Source organism: Lysinibacillus sp. FSL M8-0134, from assembly GCF_038069745.1.
GTDB lineage: Bacteria > Bacillota > Bacilli > Bacillales_A > Planococcaceae > Lysinibacillus > Lysinibacillus irui.
Genome location: NZ_JBBPAJ010000001.1, coordinates 3531524 through 3549063, shown reverse-complemented (window position 1 = coordinate 3549063; position 17540 = coordinate 3531524). Strand labels below are relative to the sequence as shown.

Genomic DNA, 17540 nt, shown 5'->3' with positions numbered 1-17540 from the left:
CATGGCGAATACTCCATACAATGAGCAAAAAAAGGTAGAGGAAAAGAAGTTTATTGAAATTTTAGGAGACACGGTTTCTGGCAATCAGTTGATTATTTCAATTATTTTAAGCGTTGCCGCAAGCTTTTTAGGCTATCAGTTTGGTCAGTGGGTTTTTCCGAAGTTTGCCGACCCTCAAATGATTAACTCTTATTCACTGTTAACAGGAATCACGGGTATTCTGATTGTTGTCGCTATTAATACGATTCTTTTTAAACCAAAGCGTATTTTAGTAGAAGATGAGGCATCTAGTCATTCTTTAAAGGAAGCATTTGAGGATTTACAAATTGATATAGACGAGGAAATACGTTTAATCGAGGAAGATCCAGTGACAAAAAAAGAGCTTGAGGATTTTGGTATTCTTTCTAGCTTACAAGGCTTGAAAGGAGCGGATAAAAAATGAGTATTTATTTAATAGCTCTTTTATTTGCACTTCTTGGTGCAGCTATCTTTACTGTCATTGGGCTTATTTCGGGTACAGATGAAACAGCGATTATGGTACCAATTACTTTGTTAGTTATTTTGCTGGGAGCGCCTCCTGAAGGGGTATTCGCCTTTTTCATGGCAGGCGTGTTAGCTAAGCATTTAACACATGCTGTCCCAACTGCGTTATTAGGAATTCCAGGGGATACAACGGCTGTACCGTTGATCGACCATGCCAATACATTACGCCGTTTAGGGATGCCGCACGTTGCACTACGTAAAATGATTTCTGGCGGCGTTATCGGTGCATTTATCGCCCTACCAACAGCTGTACTGTTAGGTCAGTTTTTAGGTCAATTTGCCGATTTTTTTAAATCTTCATCAGGCATCATTTTTACACTTGCCGCTATTTTAATCGCATTCTTTTCAAAAGGAAAATGGGCAAGTATTTTAATTATTATTCCATTTGCATTTTTCATAAAAGCTTTAGATAGCGTTAGCTTCGCGATGCTGGATAAACATTTAAGTATTACATTCTTTTTAGGAATTGCGATTGGACCGATGTTTTGTAATATTTTAATGGCGGCTTCTTCTGTTGCTAAAAATGATCTAGCTCGCAGTAAGCCAAATCAATATAATCTTGCTCCCGAAACGAAGTCTTGGAAAGGCTATTTCCCGAATCCATTTAAAATTTTATCGAAAAGGCAGATCATTTTTACGAGCATTACAACGTTTCTTTCCTCCCTTACATTTGTCTTCAGTCCTGTTGGGATGACATCTTTGATGGGAGAAATTGTAGGCTCTCGCACAAAAGGTGCCTATAAAAAATCAACAACGAGTCTTACTGTCATGAATGGTGTAACGGAATCGACTTATATAGCTGAAGCGATTATTCCATTAATTGCATTCGGTATTCCGTTAAGCCCAGTAGCACTTGGACCAGCATCACCTTTATTTAATGCACCACCGATTTTTACAGTAGATCCAGTTAACAACTTACACACGCTAATGTCTTCATGGGACTTTTTCATTTTTGGGTTAATCGGTATTAGTGTAGCCGCTTTGATTGCTTATCCATTTGCGATGAATTATGCACGTAAAGCATCTGTATTAGTATTGAAATATATTAGCCAGGAAGCAATCGTAGCGATGTTCATCGGATTAGCGTTTTTGCTTGCCTATAACGAGGCACAATTACTAGGAGTAGTGTTAACATTTACAGTCGCAACTGTTGGTGGTTTATTAAATCGTATTTTAGGTGTAGGGGCCGGTGTGCAATTCATGGTATTCTACGCATCAAGCTGGATTATGCTACAGCTGTTCGGCATTTAATTAAAGGAAGTGTATCTTGATGAACTTACCAAAAGCAGTAGAAATAAGGGAAGTTGGTCCGCGTGACGGCTTACAAAATGAGAAAATTTTTATTCCAACTGATTTGAAAGTGCAATGGATTAACTTAATAAGTGAAACAGGTGTCCGCCATATCGAAGTATCCTCTTTTGTTAGTCCCAAGTGGATACCGGCTTTAGCCGATCATCATGAAGTATTCGAGCAAATCACACGTCATGAAAAAATAACGTATGCAGCTCTTGTGCCTAATATGAAAGGGATAGAAGGAGCCATCCAACAAAAGGTTGATGATATTGCTTTATTTATATCTGCTTCTGAGGAGCATAATCAAAGTAATGTAAACGCTTCAATTAATCAATCTTTGCAAAACTTAAAAGCTGTAGCCGAAGTAGCAAATCGGGAAGGTATACCGTTAAGAGGCTATATTTCAACTGTATTTGGCAGTCCGTTTGGTGATGAAGTAAAACTTCAAACAGTCAAGAAAATAATTGATGCCTATTTAGAAATGGGTGTAGCTGAAATTTCACTCGGTGATACGATTGGTGTAGCGGATCCTGTACAAGTAAAGGCTATTTTATCAGAGTTACTCACTCAATACGATAGTGATTTGTTTGCCCTTCATTTTCATGATACGTATGGCCGTGCTTTAGCGAATATATTTGCAGCACTTGAGCTGGGGATTACAAAATACGACAGTGCTATTGGAGGTTTAGGGGGGTGCCCCTATGCCCCTGGTGCAAGCGGTAATGTGGCAACGAATGATTTAGTGAATTTCCTGCATCGTTTAGGCGTGCAAACGAATATTGATGAAGAAAAATTGTTTACCGCTACACGATTTTTACAGCAGGCAATAAATAGACAGCTTGATAGTAAAGTTTATAAAGTACAAAGTAATTAAGAAAAAGGATATGGGGTGGGACCTTCTCCCCTATAGATAGAGTCAAAATCAGAACTGCACACCAATTGATAGACACACTCTACCAATTGGTGATGCAGTTTTTTCTACGGAGGAAAAATTGGAAGCTGTTAAATCAATCGTTCATTAGTATAATAAAATCATATATGAGGGGTAGAAGCTTATTTGAAACCAATTTACACTACCTTTGAATTCTATGAAGGAGCCTATTAAACATGGTCAATATACTTTAAACACTTTGCCAGCAGTTGGGTGCGATTGGTTACTTGAAATTTTCTGTAGAGGTTTTGAAGGTGTTTTTTGATGGTATTTTCGCTGACGAATAATTGCTGGGCGATTTCTCCATTTTTTAAGCCTTTGAAAACAAAATTCAACACGTCACGTTCTCGTTCTGTCATTTCAAATAGGATAGAGGGCTGTGAATAGTGATGTAGGGAGTACATGTTTTCGATATTTCTTTTCAAATATACTAGCTTTAACATATCTTTTTCATTAAATAGCTTCTCGCCCAATGTTCTTAAAAAGCCGATAACTGCTACGGGTTTATTGTCTACCTTTAAATACATGGCCATTTCATCTTTATAGCGATTTTCTTTTAAAAAGACTTCTTTATAGTGTGTTTGTTTTTGAGGGCACATAATTTCATTCTTGGTCATTAGGTGAATAGAATGCTGTGAATTTATATTTTGAGGGTGTAATGGATCAAGGTGTTTATAGCTTTGTAAGTAATCATTAATCGTATGACCTTCTATATTAAAAAGCACTGGGGCATTTAATTCGTTATTTGATAGTTCCCAAAAAAGCATATGGTGATAGTCGAGATGTTGACTTAACATTTGCAACAGTTCTCTTTTAAAGCTTTCATTACTTTGTTTTACATTCATATTTGAAATATGATAGCTAGCTTTAAGAATGTTTTCTACATCATTTTCGTAAAACATGAAAACACCTCGTTTCTCTCTTATGCTTTTATATTCTACTTTGAGGAGAATTATCCTTTCGGGTAATATTAAATAATTAGAATATTCATTACATTATAGTTGTAAGATTACTACTATATGAGGTGATGATATGAATTTACAAGAGTATGCATCATATGATGGCATGGGGTTAGCCGAACTAGTTAAATCAAAGGAAGTAACACCGCAGGAGCTAAAAAAACTAGCGTTAGAAGGGATAAAGAAAGTAAACCCATCCATTAATGCGGTAGTTAGTGTGTTAGAAGAGCAGGCTGATAAAGCCATTGAGAAGGTTGATGAAAACGCTCCGTTTGCAGGTGTTCCGTTTTTAATTAAAGAGCTTGTGTTACATGCAGAGGGTGTCCCGCATAGTATGGGGAGTCGTATAGGGGAAAATACAGTTATGCCTGTTGATAGTGAATTAATGGCGCGCTTTAGAAAGGCTGGTTTGATTTTAGCAGGTACTACGACTACACCTGAGTTTGGCTATAATGCAGCTACTGAAGCAGTTATTTATGGTGCCACACGTAATCCGTGGAATTTACAGCATAGTCCAGGTGGTTCAAGTGGTGGGTCAGCAGCAGCTGTTGCGAGTGGTATTGTACCAATTGCCCATGCGAATGATGGTGGTGGTTCTATTCGTATTCCCGCTTCCTGTAGTGGGTTAGTTGGATTAAAGCCTACACGAGGAAGAGTTCCAGCTGGTCCATTCAATAGCGAGCCTTTAAATGGTATTGCAATCGAGTTCGCTGTAACTCGTACAATTCGTGATACAGCGGTGCTACTGGATCAAGTAGCAGGTCCTGATTTAGGGAGCTATTCCAAATTAGAAGTAACACATGCACCATACGGACAGCTAATCCATGAAAAAGTACGCCCTTTAAAAATTGCCTGGACAACAGAAACAAATTCCGGAGCATTTGTAGACCCTGAATGCATAGAGGCTGTTCATAAAACTGTTCAAATGTTAAAGGACCTGGGACACGAAGTAGTTGAAGCTCGTCCGAAATATGAGCAAGCGTCATTTACAAAGGCGACGGTTGCTATTTGGACAGCGAATATTTATCAAATGATTCAGGGTGCAGCAGCGGGGACGGGTAAAGCAGTTTCTCCAGAAAATATTGAAGCAGCCATTTGGAAATGCTATGAATATGGTGGTCAGTTAAAGGCGGCTGATTTATTAGAAGCTATTCATACAAATGCAGTTGTTTCACGTCAAGTAGCGGGCTTTTTTGAAGACTACGACATCTTATTGACCCCAACAATCGGCACTCTCCCTGCGAAAATTGGTGAATTAAATGCCAATAATCCTAACATTTCAGCTGTTGAATGGACAGAGCAAATTTTTACGTATGCGCCATTTACAAATTTATTCAATGCTACTGGTCAGCCTTCCTTATCATTGCCTTTAGCCGAAAGTAAATCTGGCCTACCAATCGGTCTACAATTTACAAGTAAATTTGCAGATGAACTGACGCTATTACAGCTAGGTAGACAATTAGAGGAAGCAATGCCTTGGAAAGATCGTAAACCGGCAGTACATGTCAGTGAACAGCCTCAGCCCGCCGTATAATATAGGGATAAACGCACCTAGTATCGATTAGGTGCGTTTTATTCTTGAAAAAGCTGGTCTTCCTTACAATCAAAATTACATATATATAAAATAAAAGCTAATAGGAGTAGTGATTATTGGGCAAACAACATCATAGGTACAGGTGGATTGTGTTTGTTTCTGTATTGTTTACCTATTTGTTAATGGCAAGTCAAAGAACTGCTCCAGGGTTAATTACAGACCAATTGATGAGGGATTTTAGTGTAACAGCCTCCACTATCGGGCTATTAACGAGTATCCAATTTTTTGTGTATACAAGTTTGCAGATTCCTATGGGGATTTTAGCAGATCGCTTTGGACCGAATTTTTTTCTCATCTTTGGTGCTACGCTTACAGGATTAGGGACAATTCTTTACAGCTTAGGTACACATGAGTTTGTGCTGTTTTTTTCTAGAATGTTAACAGGGGTAGGGGACGCGACCATATGGGTGAATATGGTGCTTATTTTGGCACAATGGTTTCATAAAAAGGAGTTTGTTCGCTTAATCGGCTTTGCAGGTATGACAGGGAGTCTAGGTTTTTTATTGGCAACAGTTCCTTTTGCTACATTGATTCTTTTATTTGGTTGGCGTATCACATTTTTTTCAACGGGCTTATTATTATTGTTATGTGGTGGGCTTCTTTATTTTGTGCTTGTGAAAAATACCAAACGTATCATTCCAGAGAAACCAGCAGTGATCACTGAGGAAGTACCTCGTGAAAAAACTTCTATAGTAATAAGAAGAATATTTTCAAGTAGGCAAGCATGGGCCTTATTTTTTTGTCATTTTGGAGTTGTTGGAGGTTATGTTGGTTTTATTAGTTCGTGGGCAGTACCGTACGGCATCGACATGTATGAAATGACACGTTCAGAGGCTAGTCAGCTAATTATGATTGGCCTAATCGGGGCGCTGATAGGAGCTCCTTTAATGAGTTGGGTTGCCGGCTGGCTAGGAACAATTAAAAGACCCTATATCGCTATTCAAATGACCGTTTTATTGAGTTGGTTTTCCTTTCTTATAGTAAAAGGGCATCCGTCATTTTGGGTGCTCATCGTACTGTTCTTTATTATTGGCTTTGGCTATGGCGCCAGTGCCTTAACCTTTGCGGCTGTTCGTCAAACGTTCCCTATTACTGAATCTGGTATCGTTTCTGGTTTTGCTAATACAGGGGGCTTTCTAAGTGCAGCATTGCTACCAATTATTTTTGGTTATATTTTAGATTATTTTCAAGCAGCCACAGGCAATGTAAGTGATGGATATTACTATGGCTTCGTTTCGCCAGTCCTATTCTCCGTGATCGGCTTGATGGGCGTACTGTTATTAAAGGAAAAGCGAGAGAGAGCGCAGATTGACAATGGCTAGTGGATTCTATGAGATATAAGTCTGATTAGGGGTATTGAACTCTTATTCAATATCCCTTTACTATAGCTTTTTTCCTCTTACTCACGCTAAAATCTGTTAAAACTATGAAATGATATTACTTTTATGATAGATTTTACCTGGTTAGGCATCACCATACATGCTACACTGGTTAGGCATCTTAAAATTCAGAATTAAAAGGGAGAAAACTAGGAAATGAATCGATTGAAACAAGTTATATCTATACTAAGTATGGCAGTATTGATTCTGGCAACAGGAATTGTCGTTACGCCAACGCCTGTCAATGCACAAGAGGAAGATAAAGATATACATATTACACTCCTCGCTACGTCAGATATTCATGGCCGCTCTATGCCTTGGGATTATGCGGTGGATGGACCAAATCTCACAGGAAGTTTAACGCAGTTATATACTATTATTAAAGATATTCGTCATGAAAATCCGAATACTATCTTATTGGAAAATGGAGATTTAATACAGGATAATTCTGCAGAATTATTCAATGATCAGCCACAATCCCCAATGATGGTCGCAGTCAATGAAATGGGCTATGAAGCTTGGACATATGGTAATCATGAGTTCAATTTTGGTTTGGATGTCTTAGATAAAGTTTCTAGCCAATTTAATGGAGCAAGACTTGCTGGGAACGTTTATAAAGAAAATGGAGAACGTTATTTACCCGCTTATACAATTATTGAGCGTGAAGGTGTTAAGATCGGCGTTATTGGCATGGTAACACCGTTAATTACAGAGTATGAGAAGGGCACAAATCATTTAGATGGATTAGTGATCAAAAACCCAATAGAAGAGACTAAAAAGGTTGTTAAGGAATTAGAAGGTAAAGTAGATGTTATGATTGGCCTGATGCATATGGGGCTAGAAAATGAAAATGGTGTTCCTGGGACAGGCGTAAAGGAAATGGCTAATGCTATTCCAGAGCTTGCAGCTATTTTTGCAGGGCATAATCATGTTCTAATTAATAAAGAAGATGTGAACGGCGTTTTTATAACTGAGCCAAATAAATATGGCACACATATTTCACGTATTGATTTAACATTTACTCGCCAAGGCGAACAATTAGAGCTAAAAGAAAAAGATGCTTCGACTATTCCAGTAAAGAAAGAAGATGGAACATTCGTTGAATCTGATAAAGAACTAGAAGAAACGTTGAAGCCATACCATGAGTTTGCACGTAAAGATGCTAATATCGAAGTAGCACAACTTAAAGGAACAAATCTTGTCCCTAAAAATGAAATTAAAGGCATACCAACTGTACACATTCAAGAAACACCTTTATCAGACTTTTTCCATGAGGTCATGCTACATTATAGTAAGGCAGATGTAGTAGCGCATCAAATTGATAATGATAAAGCTTCATTGGATGTAGGCCCTATTAAGAAAAAGGATATCGCTTATAATTATCAATTTGCTGGTGGAGAAGTATCTGTTTATGAAGTGACGGGCAAAGATTTAAAAGATTATATGGAATGGGCAGTTGGCTATTTTAATAGCACACGAGATGGAGATGTGACGATTAGTTTTGATAAAACTCGTCGTTCCTCTAAATATAGTACGAATGATTATTTCGGAAATGTAAAATATGACATCGATTTAACGGAGCAGCCAGGTAACAGAATCAAAAATCTACGCAAATTAGACGGTACGCCAATTAAGATGGAAGACAATTTAAAGCTTGGTATGAACTCTTATCGAATGGATTTTCTTGTATCAAAAGGTCAAGCACTTGAAGGGCGTAAGTTCAATATGATCTGGTCCTCTAAAGAAGAAAGTGCCTATGGAGAAACAGGAGGTACTATCCGTAATCTAGCCATTCGATATTTAAAAGAAGAGATGAACGGTGTGTATGAGCCAGTGATCCAAAATAATTGGAAAATCATTGGAGTTGATACGAAATCGCCAGCTCGTGCTGCTGTTGTTGAATTAATCAATAAAGACATTTTATCTATCCCTACAACAGAAGATGGAAAATATACAAATATCGCATCTATTAATGTAAAAGATGTGATTACAAAAGAAGAAATAAAAGAGCTAGCAACAAAAGCAAATGTTGATGCAAGCCAATTTGCTGGGGTTAAAACGACAGGCGAATTTTATCAGAAGTTGGTAAAAGCAATGAATAATCCTAAGGCTGAACAGGGACAAGATAAGCCGGGAGAAAAGCCTGAGGATCCAAGTAAGCCAGCTCCAGACAAATCAAAGCCTGTTGTTACTCAACCAGAATCACCTAAAGGCATTGTTACGGCCTATCACTTAAATGTACGTTCAAAGCCATCGAACTCAGGAAAAGTAATTGGAACAATTTCAAAGAATACTGAAATTGCCATTTTAGGTGAAGTGCAAGGCTGGTATAAAATAGCTTATCAAGATAAAACGGGCTATGTTTATAGCAAATATGTAAAGATTAAAAAATAAGCAGTAGTAAAAGGCTGAAGGAACAACTATTCCTTCAGCTTTTTTTAATTCAGCACTTTGAAAAGCTTACAGGTACGGAATCGCGATGAAAATACTTTTTAACGTAGCTCAAGTAATCTCTTACCCCGTATAAACACTCTCACAAGTTCCTGGTGCGGGCTCGTAGAAACAATGGTTCTTAAATTGACCAGTAAACGGTTGGCCGTACCATGTTGGGGGACATGGCGCATATGGATTGAAGTACCAAAGTGCGTATTTTGCTGGATGATCTCGCCAGTAGTCTAGGTTCTGTTTCGCCAATCTTTTTTCGGATTCTCTTGCTCTTTGATAAAACATATTACCTTTTTGAACAGCTTCAAACGAAAAGTTTCCTCCTTGTACCTGGTAAATCACTTGCTCGATTGTTCTGACATCGTTAAAATCTAAACAAGTTGCTACTGCGCGATTTACAATGACATTGCCAACGTATAACATGCCTTGTTTTCCTTCACCCTCAGCCTCAGCTCTCATCATCCTAGCCATTAAAGCAACGTCTGCATCGCGATATTTTACTCTTGGCATTTTTACACCTCCACCTTATAGTATGAAAAAGAACTAGGCTAGTTTCACTTTATCTGTAAAATCATTTGTTTGGCATACTGACAAAATATAAAAACACGCTATCTAAGCTGTGGGCTAAACAGCAAGATGGCGTGTTTCAATTTAAAAATTCCTTCTGAAATAGGGTGTTTTTTTTAGCACTACACAAACAGGGATGGCAATAATTAAACCAACGATGTTTTGAATGACGTCTCCTGGAATGGATGCCAATGGTGCAACCCAGCTATTAAACATAATGGCCTGCCCAATATAGTACACAGCAATCATCACAGGCATTGATACTACTGCACCTAAAATGTTGAATCCAATATTGTCGCCTTTATGACCTTTTGACCAAGCAATTTTACCAACGATGAAGCCCTGTAATGCACGAGAAATAATAGTAGTAGGTGCCCAAATTAACCAGCCCCCTACGATATCGAATAAGCCCATTCCAATTGCTCCAGCAAGAGCTCCTTTTTTAGGCCCAAATAAAATGGCAGAAATAAAAAGCATGGATGTCCCTAAGTGAATAAGCCCACCTTGACCAAACGGTAGCTTTAGATTGATAAACATTGTAGCAACGAAAACAAGTGCTGCTAAAATCGCTGTAATAACTAAATCAAATGTTTTGGTGCGTGATTTTGTATAGGATGATGGCCTTTGTATATTTTGCATTTGTCTCTTCCTCACTATGATGAATATTTTGATGATTTTTACTTTAACAAAGGACTGACTGTTGTGAAAGTGTCAATTTTATAAAAAAATTAGGGGTCAGATTGAGGTTATTTTCGCATTCTTCTAATTATGATACGATGAGATGAGTATAAGCAGGATTAGTAAGGTGGAATGTATGATGAAAAAAGTTGCTGTCATTCAGGATATGTCTTCCTTTGGGAAATGCTCATTAACAGCTGCGATGCCAGTGCTATCTGTGATGGGTGTGCAAGCCGTGCCGCTACCAACAGCTATTTTAACGGCGCAAACTGGGTATTCGAGCTTTTATTGTGAAGATTTAACGTCAAAGATGGATTTCTTCGTAGACGAATGGAGCAAGCTAGGGGCTACCTTTGACGGTATTCACACAGGCTTTGTCACAGGGAAGGAGCAAATAGATAATATCTTTCGATTTTTAGACGTGTTTCACTCCGATAAAACGACATTGCTTGTTGATCCAGTAATGGGCGATCATGGCGAAGTCTATAAAATGTTCACAGGAGAATTACTTGATCGGATGAAAGAATTAGTGAAGTGTGCGGACATTATTACCCCTAATGTTACGGAATGCTGCTTGCTTACGGGCTTGCCATATGAAAAGCTACTGAGCTATCAAAATGATTTAGACTATATTCATGCCCTAGAAGAAGCAGGTCAACATCTACAGCAGGAAACTGGAGCCAATGTCATTATTACTGGCTTGAACCCACCAGTAGCAGATGCGGACAAGCGTTATGTTGGGAATATGTATGTCGATGCGAAGCGGTCTTTTCATAGTATTCGCAACTACAACGGTCAAAGCTATTCAGGCACAGGGGATCTATTCGCATCCATCATAATGGGTGGCATGATGCGTGGGCAAGATTTAGTGGAGTCCATGAAGCTAGCGGAGACATTTTTAGCCGCTGCCATTGAAGCAACATCGAAGGAGCAAGTTCCACCCGAGGCAGGCGTGCATTTTGAACAGTTTTTACGAATGCTCCTTTAGTGATTGTAGTCATTTGATCGTACATTAATGACATCGGAAAGTAATAGTAGTGTATCTTTTGTATAATAAAGGCATAGAGAAAGTGGAAGTTGGTGTATTATGAAGAATCGTAGTCAGATAAAGCAAGACCGTGCTCATGAAACACGCAAGACATTAATTGAGGCGGGGAAAAAGGTTTTTTTTGAACTGGGCTTTCAGAAAGCAACAATGAAGCAAATTATTAAAGAAGCTGGTGTAGGCCATGGCACAGCATACGTTTATTTTTCTAATAAGGATGCCCTGTTAATAGAAATAATTGATTCGCTTCTTGAAAAAATGTACAGTATTGCGAAGCTAAGTTTTGTTCCAAAATCAAAGGAAGAGGCGAGGGAGCAAATTACATATCAGGTAAAAGCGTTCAATAAACAAGGTATTGAAAATGAGAAATTGATGAGGCTAGTGCAAGAGGCGATTGGTGTGTCAGAGGAAATACGTCACAAATGGTCTCTTGTCCAGCAACATTTTATTGATCATATTGAGAAGGATATTTTATATGTACAACATAATAATATTGCCTTACCCCATTTAAATGCTAAGGATGTAGCGCATATGTGGTATCACATAAATGAGAACTTCCTTTGGCGTTGCTTGCAAGATAAAAATGTTTCGATCGAGGAAAACGTAGAATTAATTGTACACTTTTATATTAAAGGCCTCTATATAGATTAACCTCCCTTGTTGGAGGTTTTTCTGTTTAATGTGATAAAAATTAGATTTTAAACTTAAAAATTCCTCTTTTAAAAATATTGACACTGTGTCACTTTTTGATAAGATGAGTATAAGATGGTTAATAGATTGCAATGCTACCATCATTTCAAAAGTGAGGTGTTTATAATGGAATTTAATCCTACAAGAGAATACGCAGCTTTTTTAGACAAAAATGATGATTTAAAAGAATTTAGAGAACAATTTTATCTTCAACCAGGCACAATTTATTTTGATGGGAATTCATTAGGACTGTTATCAAAGAGAGCAGAGGCTAGCTTGTTGAAGCTTTTGGATTCTTGGAAGCAGCATGGCATTGATGGATGGACACAAGGGGAGCATCCTTGGTTCTTTTTATCAGAGCAGGTAGGTGCTCAGCTTTCAAAGATCGTAGGTGCGAAACCAGAGGAAGTCATTGCAACTGGCTCTACTACTGTTAACCTGCATCAAATGATTGCAACGTTTTATAAGCCAAAAGGCAAGAAAACAAAAATTGTTATTGACGAATTAAACTTTCCAACAGATTTATATGCTGTACAAAGCCAGCTAGGTTTACACTACGAAAATATCGAGGAGCATATTCAATATATACGTAGTCAGGACGGGCACTATTATACGCATGAGGATATTGTTGCAGCAATGACAGAAGATGTAGCTTTGATTGTACTACCTGGCGTGTTATATAGAAGCGGTCAAATTCTAGATATGAAAGCGTTAACAAAAGAGGCGCATCAACGTGGTATTTTAATAGGCTTTGATCTTTGCCACTCAGTTGGTTCTGTAGAGCATTCCCTTCATGATTGGGATGTAGACTTTGCCTTCTGGTGTAACTATAAACATCTAAATGGAGGACCTGGTGCAGTTGCTGGGTTGTTTGTACATGAGAAGCATTTTGGTACAAAGCCTGGATTGGCAGGCTGGTTCAGTTCCGATAAAGCGAAGCAATTTGATATGGAAACAAGCCTTATACAAGCCCAAAATGTAAGTGCCTACCAAATGGGGACACCACATTTATTAAGCCTAGCACCACTACTAGGTGCACTGGAACTTTTTAATGAAGTAGGAATTACACGCATTCGTGAGAAATCCATGCAGCTAACAGAGTATTTTATTCAACTATACAATTATTATTTAGGTGATTACGACTTTGCATTAAATTGCCCAGTGAACAATGACTTGCGCGGTGGTCATGTCTATCTTACACATTCAGATTCAGCTCGTATTTGTAAGGCATTGAAGGCGAAGGGAGTTGTTCCTGATTTTAGAGCACCAAATGGTATACGTATTGCACCTGTGGCACTGTACAACTCATTTGAGGAAGTTTATGAAGTTATGCAAATTTTAAAGACCATTATGGATGAAAAGTTGTATGAGCAATTCAAAAACGAACGTGAAATCGTAGCATAACAAAAAAGGTGGGAATTAGATGATTATTGGTGTACCTAAGGAAATAAAAGTAATGGAGAATCGTGTCGCGTTAACGCCTGCAAGTGCTAGTGTTTTAATAGCTGAGGGACATACAGTGCTAATTGAATCGAACGCAGGTCTTGGTTCAAATTTTACAGATGAGCAATATATGGAGTCCGTGCAACAATTGTTCCAACAGCGAAGGATGCATGGGCTGCAGAAATGGTCATGAAAGTAAAAGAACCGATCGCTTCGGAATACGATTATTTTTACAAGGGGCAAATATTATTTACTTACTTACATCTAGCAGCCGATGAAGCATTAACGAAGGCGTTATTAGAAAAGGGAGTGGTGGCCATTGCCTATGAAACGGTCCAACTTGCAGATGGTAGCCTGCCGCTACTTGCTCCAATGTCAGAAGTTGCTGGACGAATGGCTGCGCAAATCGGTGCACATTATTTAGAAAAAACAAATGGCGGTAAAGGCATATTACTAAGTGGCGTGCCAGGTGTAGCAAAGGGCAATGTAACCATTATAGGTGGTGGAGTTGTAGGCTATAGTGCAGCAAAAATTGCTGTAGGGTTAGGTGCAAACGTAACCATTCTAGATGTTAATCCGGCACGCCTACGCCAGCTTGAAGAGATTTTCGGTGATAGTATTCAAACGTTAATATCGAATAGCTTTAATATTGCAGAACAACTCAAAACAGCTGACTTGGTTATTGGTGCAGTACTTATTCCTGGTGCTAAAGCGCCACGACTCGTCACGGAGGACATGGTTAAGGATATGCAGCCAGCCTCTGTTATCGTAGACGTAGCTATTGACCAAGGTGGAATTGTGGAAACAGCAGACCATGTGACAACACACGATCATCCAACATACGAAAAGCATGGTGTTGTGCATTATGCAGTAGGTAATATGCCAGGTGCGGTGCCAAAAACATCGTCCATGGCTTTAACAAATGTGACATTGCCGTATGCGCTACAAATTGCAGCAAATGGTTATAAGGAAGCACTATTACAAAACGAAGCATTACGAAAAGGCTTGAATGTTTATCAAGGTAAGATTACGATGAGTAAGGTTGCTGAAGCATTACAGCTACCATATGAAAGTGCAGAGGACCTTCTAAAAGGTCAGCTTGTATTATAGCACTCTAAAAAGTGAAGGATTTAATAATATTAAACAGTCTGAGTTCGGTAGTTAGGGACTCAGGCTTTTAATGAGGAATAAATTCAGAAAAATACCTCCAAGATGGCAGCTTATCCCTATCTGTCTTGGAGGTATCTTATCTATGTCGACGGTAAAGCAACTGTGTTAAATGATATGTTCTTCCTCAAGCTCATTTTTAATGACACGATTTCTCGCTTCATTTACTTTTTTCCAAACAAAATAACAGATGGAAATGAAGAGTAGCCATGGGAAACCAACAAGTAATGTTGCCTTAAAGTCAGGAGAAAACCATGTTGATAATACAACTGAAGCTAATAAAACGGCACCTAGGATTGTTAAATAAGGATAACCAATCATACGTACTGGCAGTTTTTCTCCATCTTTTGCCTTGTATTTTTTACGGAAAAATAAATGGGTGATAAAAATCATAAACCATGCAAACATTGCACCAAAGCTTGATATTGAAATCATAAGCGATAAAGCTGATTCTGGCTTAAAAATAGAGAATACTGTCGCAATGACAATACCGATAATAGATGCAAACAATGCCTTCGTGGGTACTTGTCTTTTGTTGAGCTCACCTAATTTCTTTGGCGCAAAGCCACCTCTTGAAAGTGAGAACATCATGCGAGTTGAAATGTAAAGCTGGCTATTCATAGCCGAAAGCGCCGCAATTAGGACAACAAAGTTCATGACGGATGCCGCACCAGGAATATTTAAAATCTCCATTACTTTAACGAATGGACTTTTGTCTGCACCAGCCATTCCCCAAGGAACAATCATGAGCATCAGGATAAGCGTGACAATATAGAATAAAATTAGACGTATTACTGCTGATTTTAATGCTATTGGGACAGCTTTCCTTGGATCCTCAGCCTCCCCAGCACTTACTGCAATCATTTCAATACTTAAGTAACTAAATAATGAGATAAAAATCCCCATCCACATACCCCAGAAGCCATGTGGGAAAAAGCCTCCATTATTAAAATAGTTTTGTATACCAATGTTGGAAGAGCTATCTGCTCCAAAAATAACAACCGTAGCTAAAATAATAAAGCCGACAATCGCGACGATTTTAACAACCGAGAACCAATATTCTACAGCACCGAATAATTTTACTGTGGTAGCGTTTACATAAAGCAGTATAGCAGCAAACAATATAATCCACACAGCATTTGGTACACTTGGGAACCAGTAGCGCATATAAAGTGCAACCGCTGTGACCTCTGTACCAATTGAGCAAATTAATGCAAACCAATAAGAATATCGAATAGCAAAGCCGGACCATGAATTTACATATTTTTCAGCATAAGCACCGAATGAACCAGTTGTAGGATGTGCAACCGTCATTTCAGCAAGACAACCCATTAATAATAGTGCGATCAAAGCTCCTATAGCGTAACTAAGAATAACACTTGGACCAGCGAGACCAATTGCTAAACTACTGCCAAGAAATAACCCAGTTCCAATCGCACCTCCTATGGCAATCATCGTGATTTGCTTCGTTTTTAACCCCTTATTTAAACCTTTCTCACGCTCCATAATGTCTTCCATACTGTGATTGTTTTTAACCATTCTTTCAGCCCCTTTGTGTAGATAATACCTTTCATAGATCAACTTCTTTCTGTCATTGCTATAAATCTTGTGAATATAAGCATATACTAATTTAAAAATGACACTGTGTCAATATTATGCGTCGTGATTTGCTGAATAATGTCGTATTTTTCTGTTTAGTGTATGTATATTGGTTTGAGGGTTTTAATAAAAATGAAAGATATATCAATTATATTAAGGTGTTTAAATGTATAACTATCCTTTTCATTGAAAAAAGACATTCGTATCAATAATTGATATATTATCAATTTTCGAAGGAAATATAACATTGATAAGATGAACTACATATAAAAAAGCCTTTGAGGAAAGTAACCTACAAAGACCTCCTTTCTTTTTATACAGCCATTTCTTGAATGATGGTAAAGTGATGCCTTTCATGAATAGCCAACAACTGAATCTCTTGAATAAGATTAATAGTGGGCAATTGCTGTATGTAGCTCTTCTGAATCAAATGGAGGTGATAAAAGTGTTCACCAATGGAGCTTTTCCCTCATGTGTTACTCGCCATAGTTCCTTCCTGTGATAGTAAATGAGTAGCTGGTAGGTAAGGTTCGTTGCTCCTGTAATGTTTAAAAATATTTGGCTATATTGTTAGATTCCATTCACCTCATTCCTACTTTATGGAATTTGTTAACAATGTACATTAAATGCTCTTCATTATGGTCGATAAAAATGAAAAGTATTTTGGGAGGGAAAAGAATGAATATTAGGCTTTTAACAGCAGCAGAGGCCGAAGTTTATCGAGAATTGAGATTGGAAGGACTACAAACGAATCCTGAGGCATTTGGCTCTAGCTTTGAGGAAGAAAAGGATATATCGCTTGAGTCGTTTGCAAGTAGAATCGAAGGGCAGGGAACATTTACATTTGGGGCATTTAACCAGGGGGATTTGCTTGGAGTAGCGACATTAGTGCAAGCAAATAAAGTGAAGCTCAAGCACAAAGCGAGCATTTTTGCTGTCTATGTTTCTCCCCAAAAACGGGGATTGGGCATAGGAAAGCAACTAATGGTAGAAGTGATCAATCAAGCAAAGACATTAGTAGATGTCGAGCAGATTAATTTAACAGTTGTTTCTTCCAATGATTCAGCAAAAGGTTTATACACATCGTTAGGCTTTCGCGTTTTTGGAACAGAGCGAAACGCCTTAAAAATAGGACAGCAATATTTTGATGAGGATTATATGGTACTGTTTTTCTAAGAAAGAAAAAGCCTTTGAAGTATGCACATTC

Annotated in this window: 14 protein-coding genes and 1 pseudogene; 11 read left to right on the top strand and 4 right to left on the bottom strand. The window is 38.2% G+C overall.

The genetic code is table 11. The features are described 5' to 3' along the window. Window position 1 precedes the first annotated feature (1 nt). From MKY49_RS18065 to MKY49_RS18055, 3 genes are read left to right on the top strand one after another with little or no spacing between them, the layout of a single operon-like run. Entirely contained in the window at window positions 2–442 is a 441-nt protein-coding gene (locus MKY49_RS18065) for a hypothetical protein (protein WP_274794332.1), read from the top strand. Next, complete coding sequence (locus MKY49_RS18060; protein ID WP_341386776.1) at window positions 439–1794, top strand: tripartite tricarboxylate transporter permease; 1356 nt, start codon at window positions 439–441, stop codon at window positions 1792–1794. Before MKY49_RS18065 ends, MKY49_RS18060 begins: the two co-directional genes overlap by 4 nt. Before the next feature lie 19 nt (window positions 1795–1813). Next, on the top strand, window positions 1814–2710 hold the full coding sequence (locus MKY49_RS18055) for a hydroxymethylglutaryl-CoA lyase (RefSeq protein ID WP_341386775.1): 897 nt from the start codon (window positions 1814–1816) through the stop codon (window positions 2708–2710). Window positions 2711–2937: 227 nt separating this feature from the next. Here the strand turns inward: MKY49_RS18055 and MKY49_RS18050 are convergent, their stop codons facing one another. Continuing rightward, on the bottom strand, window positions 2938–3669 hold the full coding sequence (locus MKY49_RS18050; RefSeq protein ID WP_341386774.1) for a response regulator transcription factor: 732 nt from the start codon (window positions 3667–3669) through the stop codon (window positions 2938–2940). A 130-nt stretch (window positions 3670–3799) separates the two neighbouring features. Here MKY49_RS18050 and MKY49_RS18045 point away from each other — a divergent pair, with 130 nt between their 5' ends. The 3 genes from MKY49_RS18045 (at window position 3800) to MKY49_RS18035 (ending at window position 9093) form a co-directional block, all read left to right on the top strand. Beyond that, on the top strand, window positions 3800–5260 hold the full coding sequence (locus tag MKY49_RS18045; RefSeq protein ID WP_341386773.1) for an amidase: 1461 nt from the start codon (window positions 3800–3802) through the stop codon (window positions 5258–5260). A gap of 116 nt (window positions 5261–5376) precedes the next feature. Beyond that, a complete protein-coding gene (locus MKY49_RS18040) occupies window positions 5377–6642 on the top strand; it encodes an MFS transporter (RefSeq protein ID WP_341386772.1) in 1266 nt (421 codons plus the stop codon). A 213-nt stretch (window positions 6643–6855) separates the two neighbouring features. Continuing rightward, window positions 6856–9093, top strand: coding sequence for a 5'-nucleotidase C-terminal domain-containing protein (locus MKY49_RS18035; protein WP_341386771.1), 2238 nt, complete (start codon window positions 6856–6858; stop codon window positions 9091–9093). 120 nt (window positions 9094–9213) lie between these two features. Here the strand turns inward: MKY49_RS18035 and MKY49_RS18030 are convergent, their stop codons facing one another. Next, window positions 9214–9654 (bottom strand): cell wall hydrolase, encoded by a 441-nt coding sequence (locus MKY49_RS18030; protein ID WP_274794326.1) that lies wholly within the window; start codon window positions 9652–9654, stop codon window positions 9214–9216. A gap of 141 nt (window positions 9655–9795) precedes the next feature. Next, the gene (locus MKY49_RS18025; protein WP_312505920.1) at window positions 9796–10350 is read right to left on the bottom strand and encodes an ECF transporter S component; all 555 of its coding nucleotides are present in this window, start codon (window positions 10348–10350) and stop codon (window positions 9796–9798) included. Between the two features lie 178 nt (window positions 10351–10528). Here MKY49_RS18025 and MKY49_RS18020 point away from each other — a divergent pair, with 178 nt between their 5' ends. The 4 genes and pseudogenes from MKY49_RS18020 (at window position 10529) to ald (ending at window position 14677) form a co-directional block, all read left to right on the top strand. Further along, complete coding sequence (locus tag MKY49_RS18020) at window positions 10529–11377, top strand: pyridoxamine kinase (RefSeq protein ID WP_341386952.1); 849 nt, start codon at window positions 10529–10531, stop codon at window positions 11375–11377. A 99-nt stretch (window positions 11378–11476) separates the two neighbouring features. Then, on the top strand, window positions 11477–12085 hold the full coding sequence (locus MKY49_RS18015) for a TetR/AcrR family transcriptional regulator (protein WP_341386770.1): 609 nt from the start codon (window positions 11477–11479) through the stop codon (window positions 12083–12085). 156 nt (window positions 12086–12241) lie between these two features. Then, complete coding sequence (gene kynU / locus MKY49_RS18010) at window positions 12242–13528, top strand: kynureninase (protein ID WP_341386951.1); 1287 nt, start codon at window positions 12242–12244, stop codon at window positions 13526–13528. Between the two features lie 19 nt (window positions 13529–13547). Further along, window positions 13548–14677 (top strand): annotated as a pseudogene (ald, locus tag MKY49_RS18005) (alanine dehydrogenase). Between the two features lie 165 nt (window positions 14678–14842). Here the strand turns inward: ald and MKY49_RS18000 are convergent. Further along, window positions 14843–16273 carry an amino acid permease gene (locus tag MKY49_RS18000; RefSeq protein ID WP_341386769.1) on the bottom strand — a complete coding sequence of 477 codons (1431 nt, stop codon included), beginning with the start codon at window positions 16271–16273 and terminating at the stop codon, window positions 14843–14845. Window positions 16274–17011: 738 nt separating this feature from the next. Here MKY49_RS18000 and MKY49_RS17995 point away from each other — a divergent pair. Then, window positions 17012–17509, top strand: a complete 498-nt coding sequence (locus tag MKY49_RS17995) for a GNAT family N-acetyltransferase (RefSeq protein WP_341386768.1) — start codon at window positions 17012–17014, stop codon at window positions 17507–17509. Window positions 17510–17540 lie beyond the last annotated feature (31 nt).

Bases quoted from the DNA above. Each gene is read 5' to 3' on its own strand.
- MKY49_RS18065 (WP_274794332.1), top strand. From the start codon at position 2: ATGGCGAATACTCCATACAATGAGCAAAAAAAGGTAGAGGAAAAGAAG.
- MKY49_RS18060 (WP_341386776.1), top strand. From the start codon at position 439: ATGAGTATTTATTTAATAGCTCTTTTATTTGCACTTCTTGGTGCAGCT.
- MKY49_RS18055 (WP_341386775.1), top strand. From the start codon at position 1,814: ATGAACTTACCAAAAGCAGTAGAAATAAGGGAAGTTGGTCCGCGTGAC.
- MKY49_RS18050 (WP_341386774.1), bottom strand. From the start codon at position 3,669: ATGTTTTACGAAAATGATGTAGAAAACATTCTTAAAGCTAGCTATCAT.
- MKY49_RS18045 (WP_341386773.1), top strand. From the start codon at position 3,800: ATGAATTTACAAGAGTATGCATCATATGATGGCATGGGGTTAGCCGAA.
- MKY49_RS18035 (WP_341386771.1), top strand. From the start codon at position 6,856: ATGAATCGATTGAAACAAGTTATATCTATACTAAGTATGGCAGTATTG.
- MKY49_RS18030 (WP_274794326.1), bottom strand. From the start codon at position 9,654: ATGCCAAGAGTAAAATATCGCGATGCAGACGTTGCTTTAATGGCTAGG.
- MKY49_RS18025 (WP_312505920.1), bottom strand. From the start codon at position 10,350: ATGCAAAATATACAAAGGCCATCATCCTATACAAAATCACGCACCAAA.
- MKY49_RS18020 (WP_341386952.1), top strand. From the start codon at position 10,529: ATGAAAAAAGTTGCTGTCATTCAGGATATGTCTTCCTTTGGGAAATGC.
- MKY49_RS18015 (WP_341386770.1), top strand. From the start codon at position 11,477: ATGAAGAATCGTAGTCAGATAAAGCAAGACCGTGCTCATGAAACACGC.
- MKY49_RS18000 (WP_341386769.1), bottom strand. From the start codon at position 16,273: ATGGTTAAAAACAATCACAGTATGGAAGACATTATGGAGCGTGAGAAA.
- MKY49_RS17995 (WP_341386768.1), top strand. From the start codon at position 17,012: ATGAATATTAGGCTTTTAACAGCAGCAGAGGCCGAAGTTTATCGAGAA.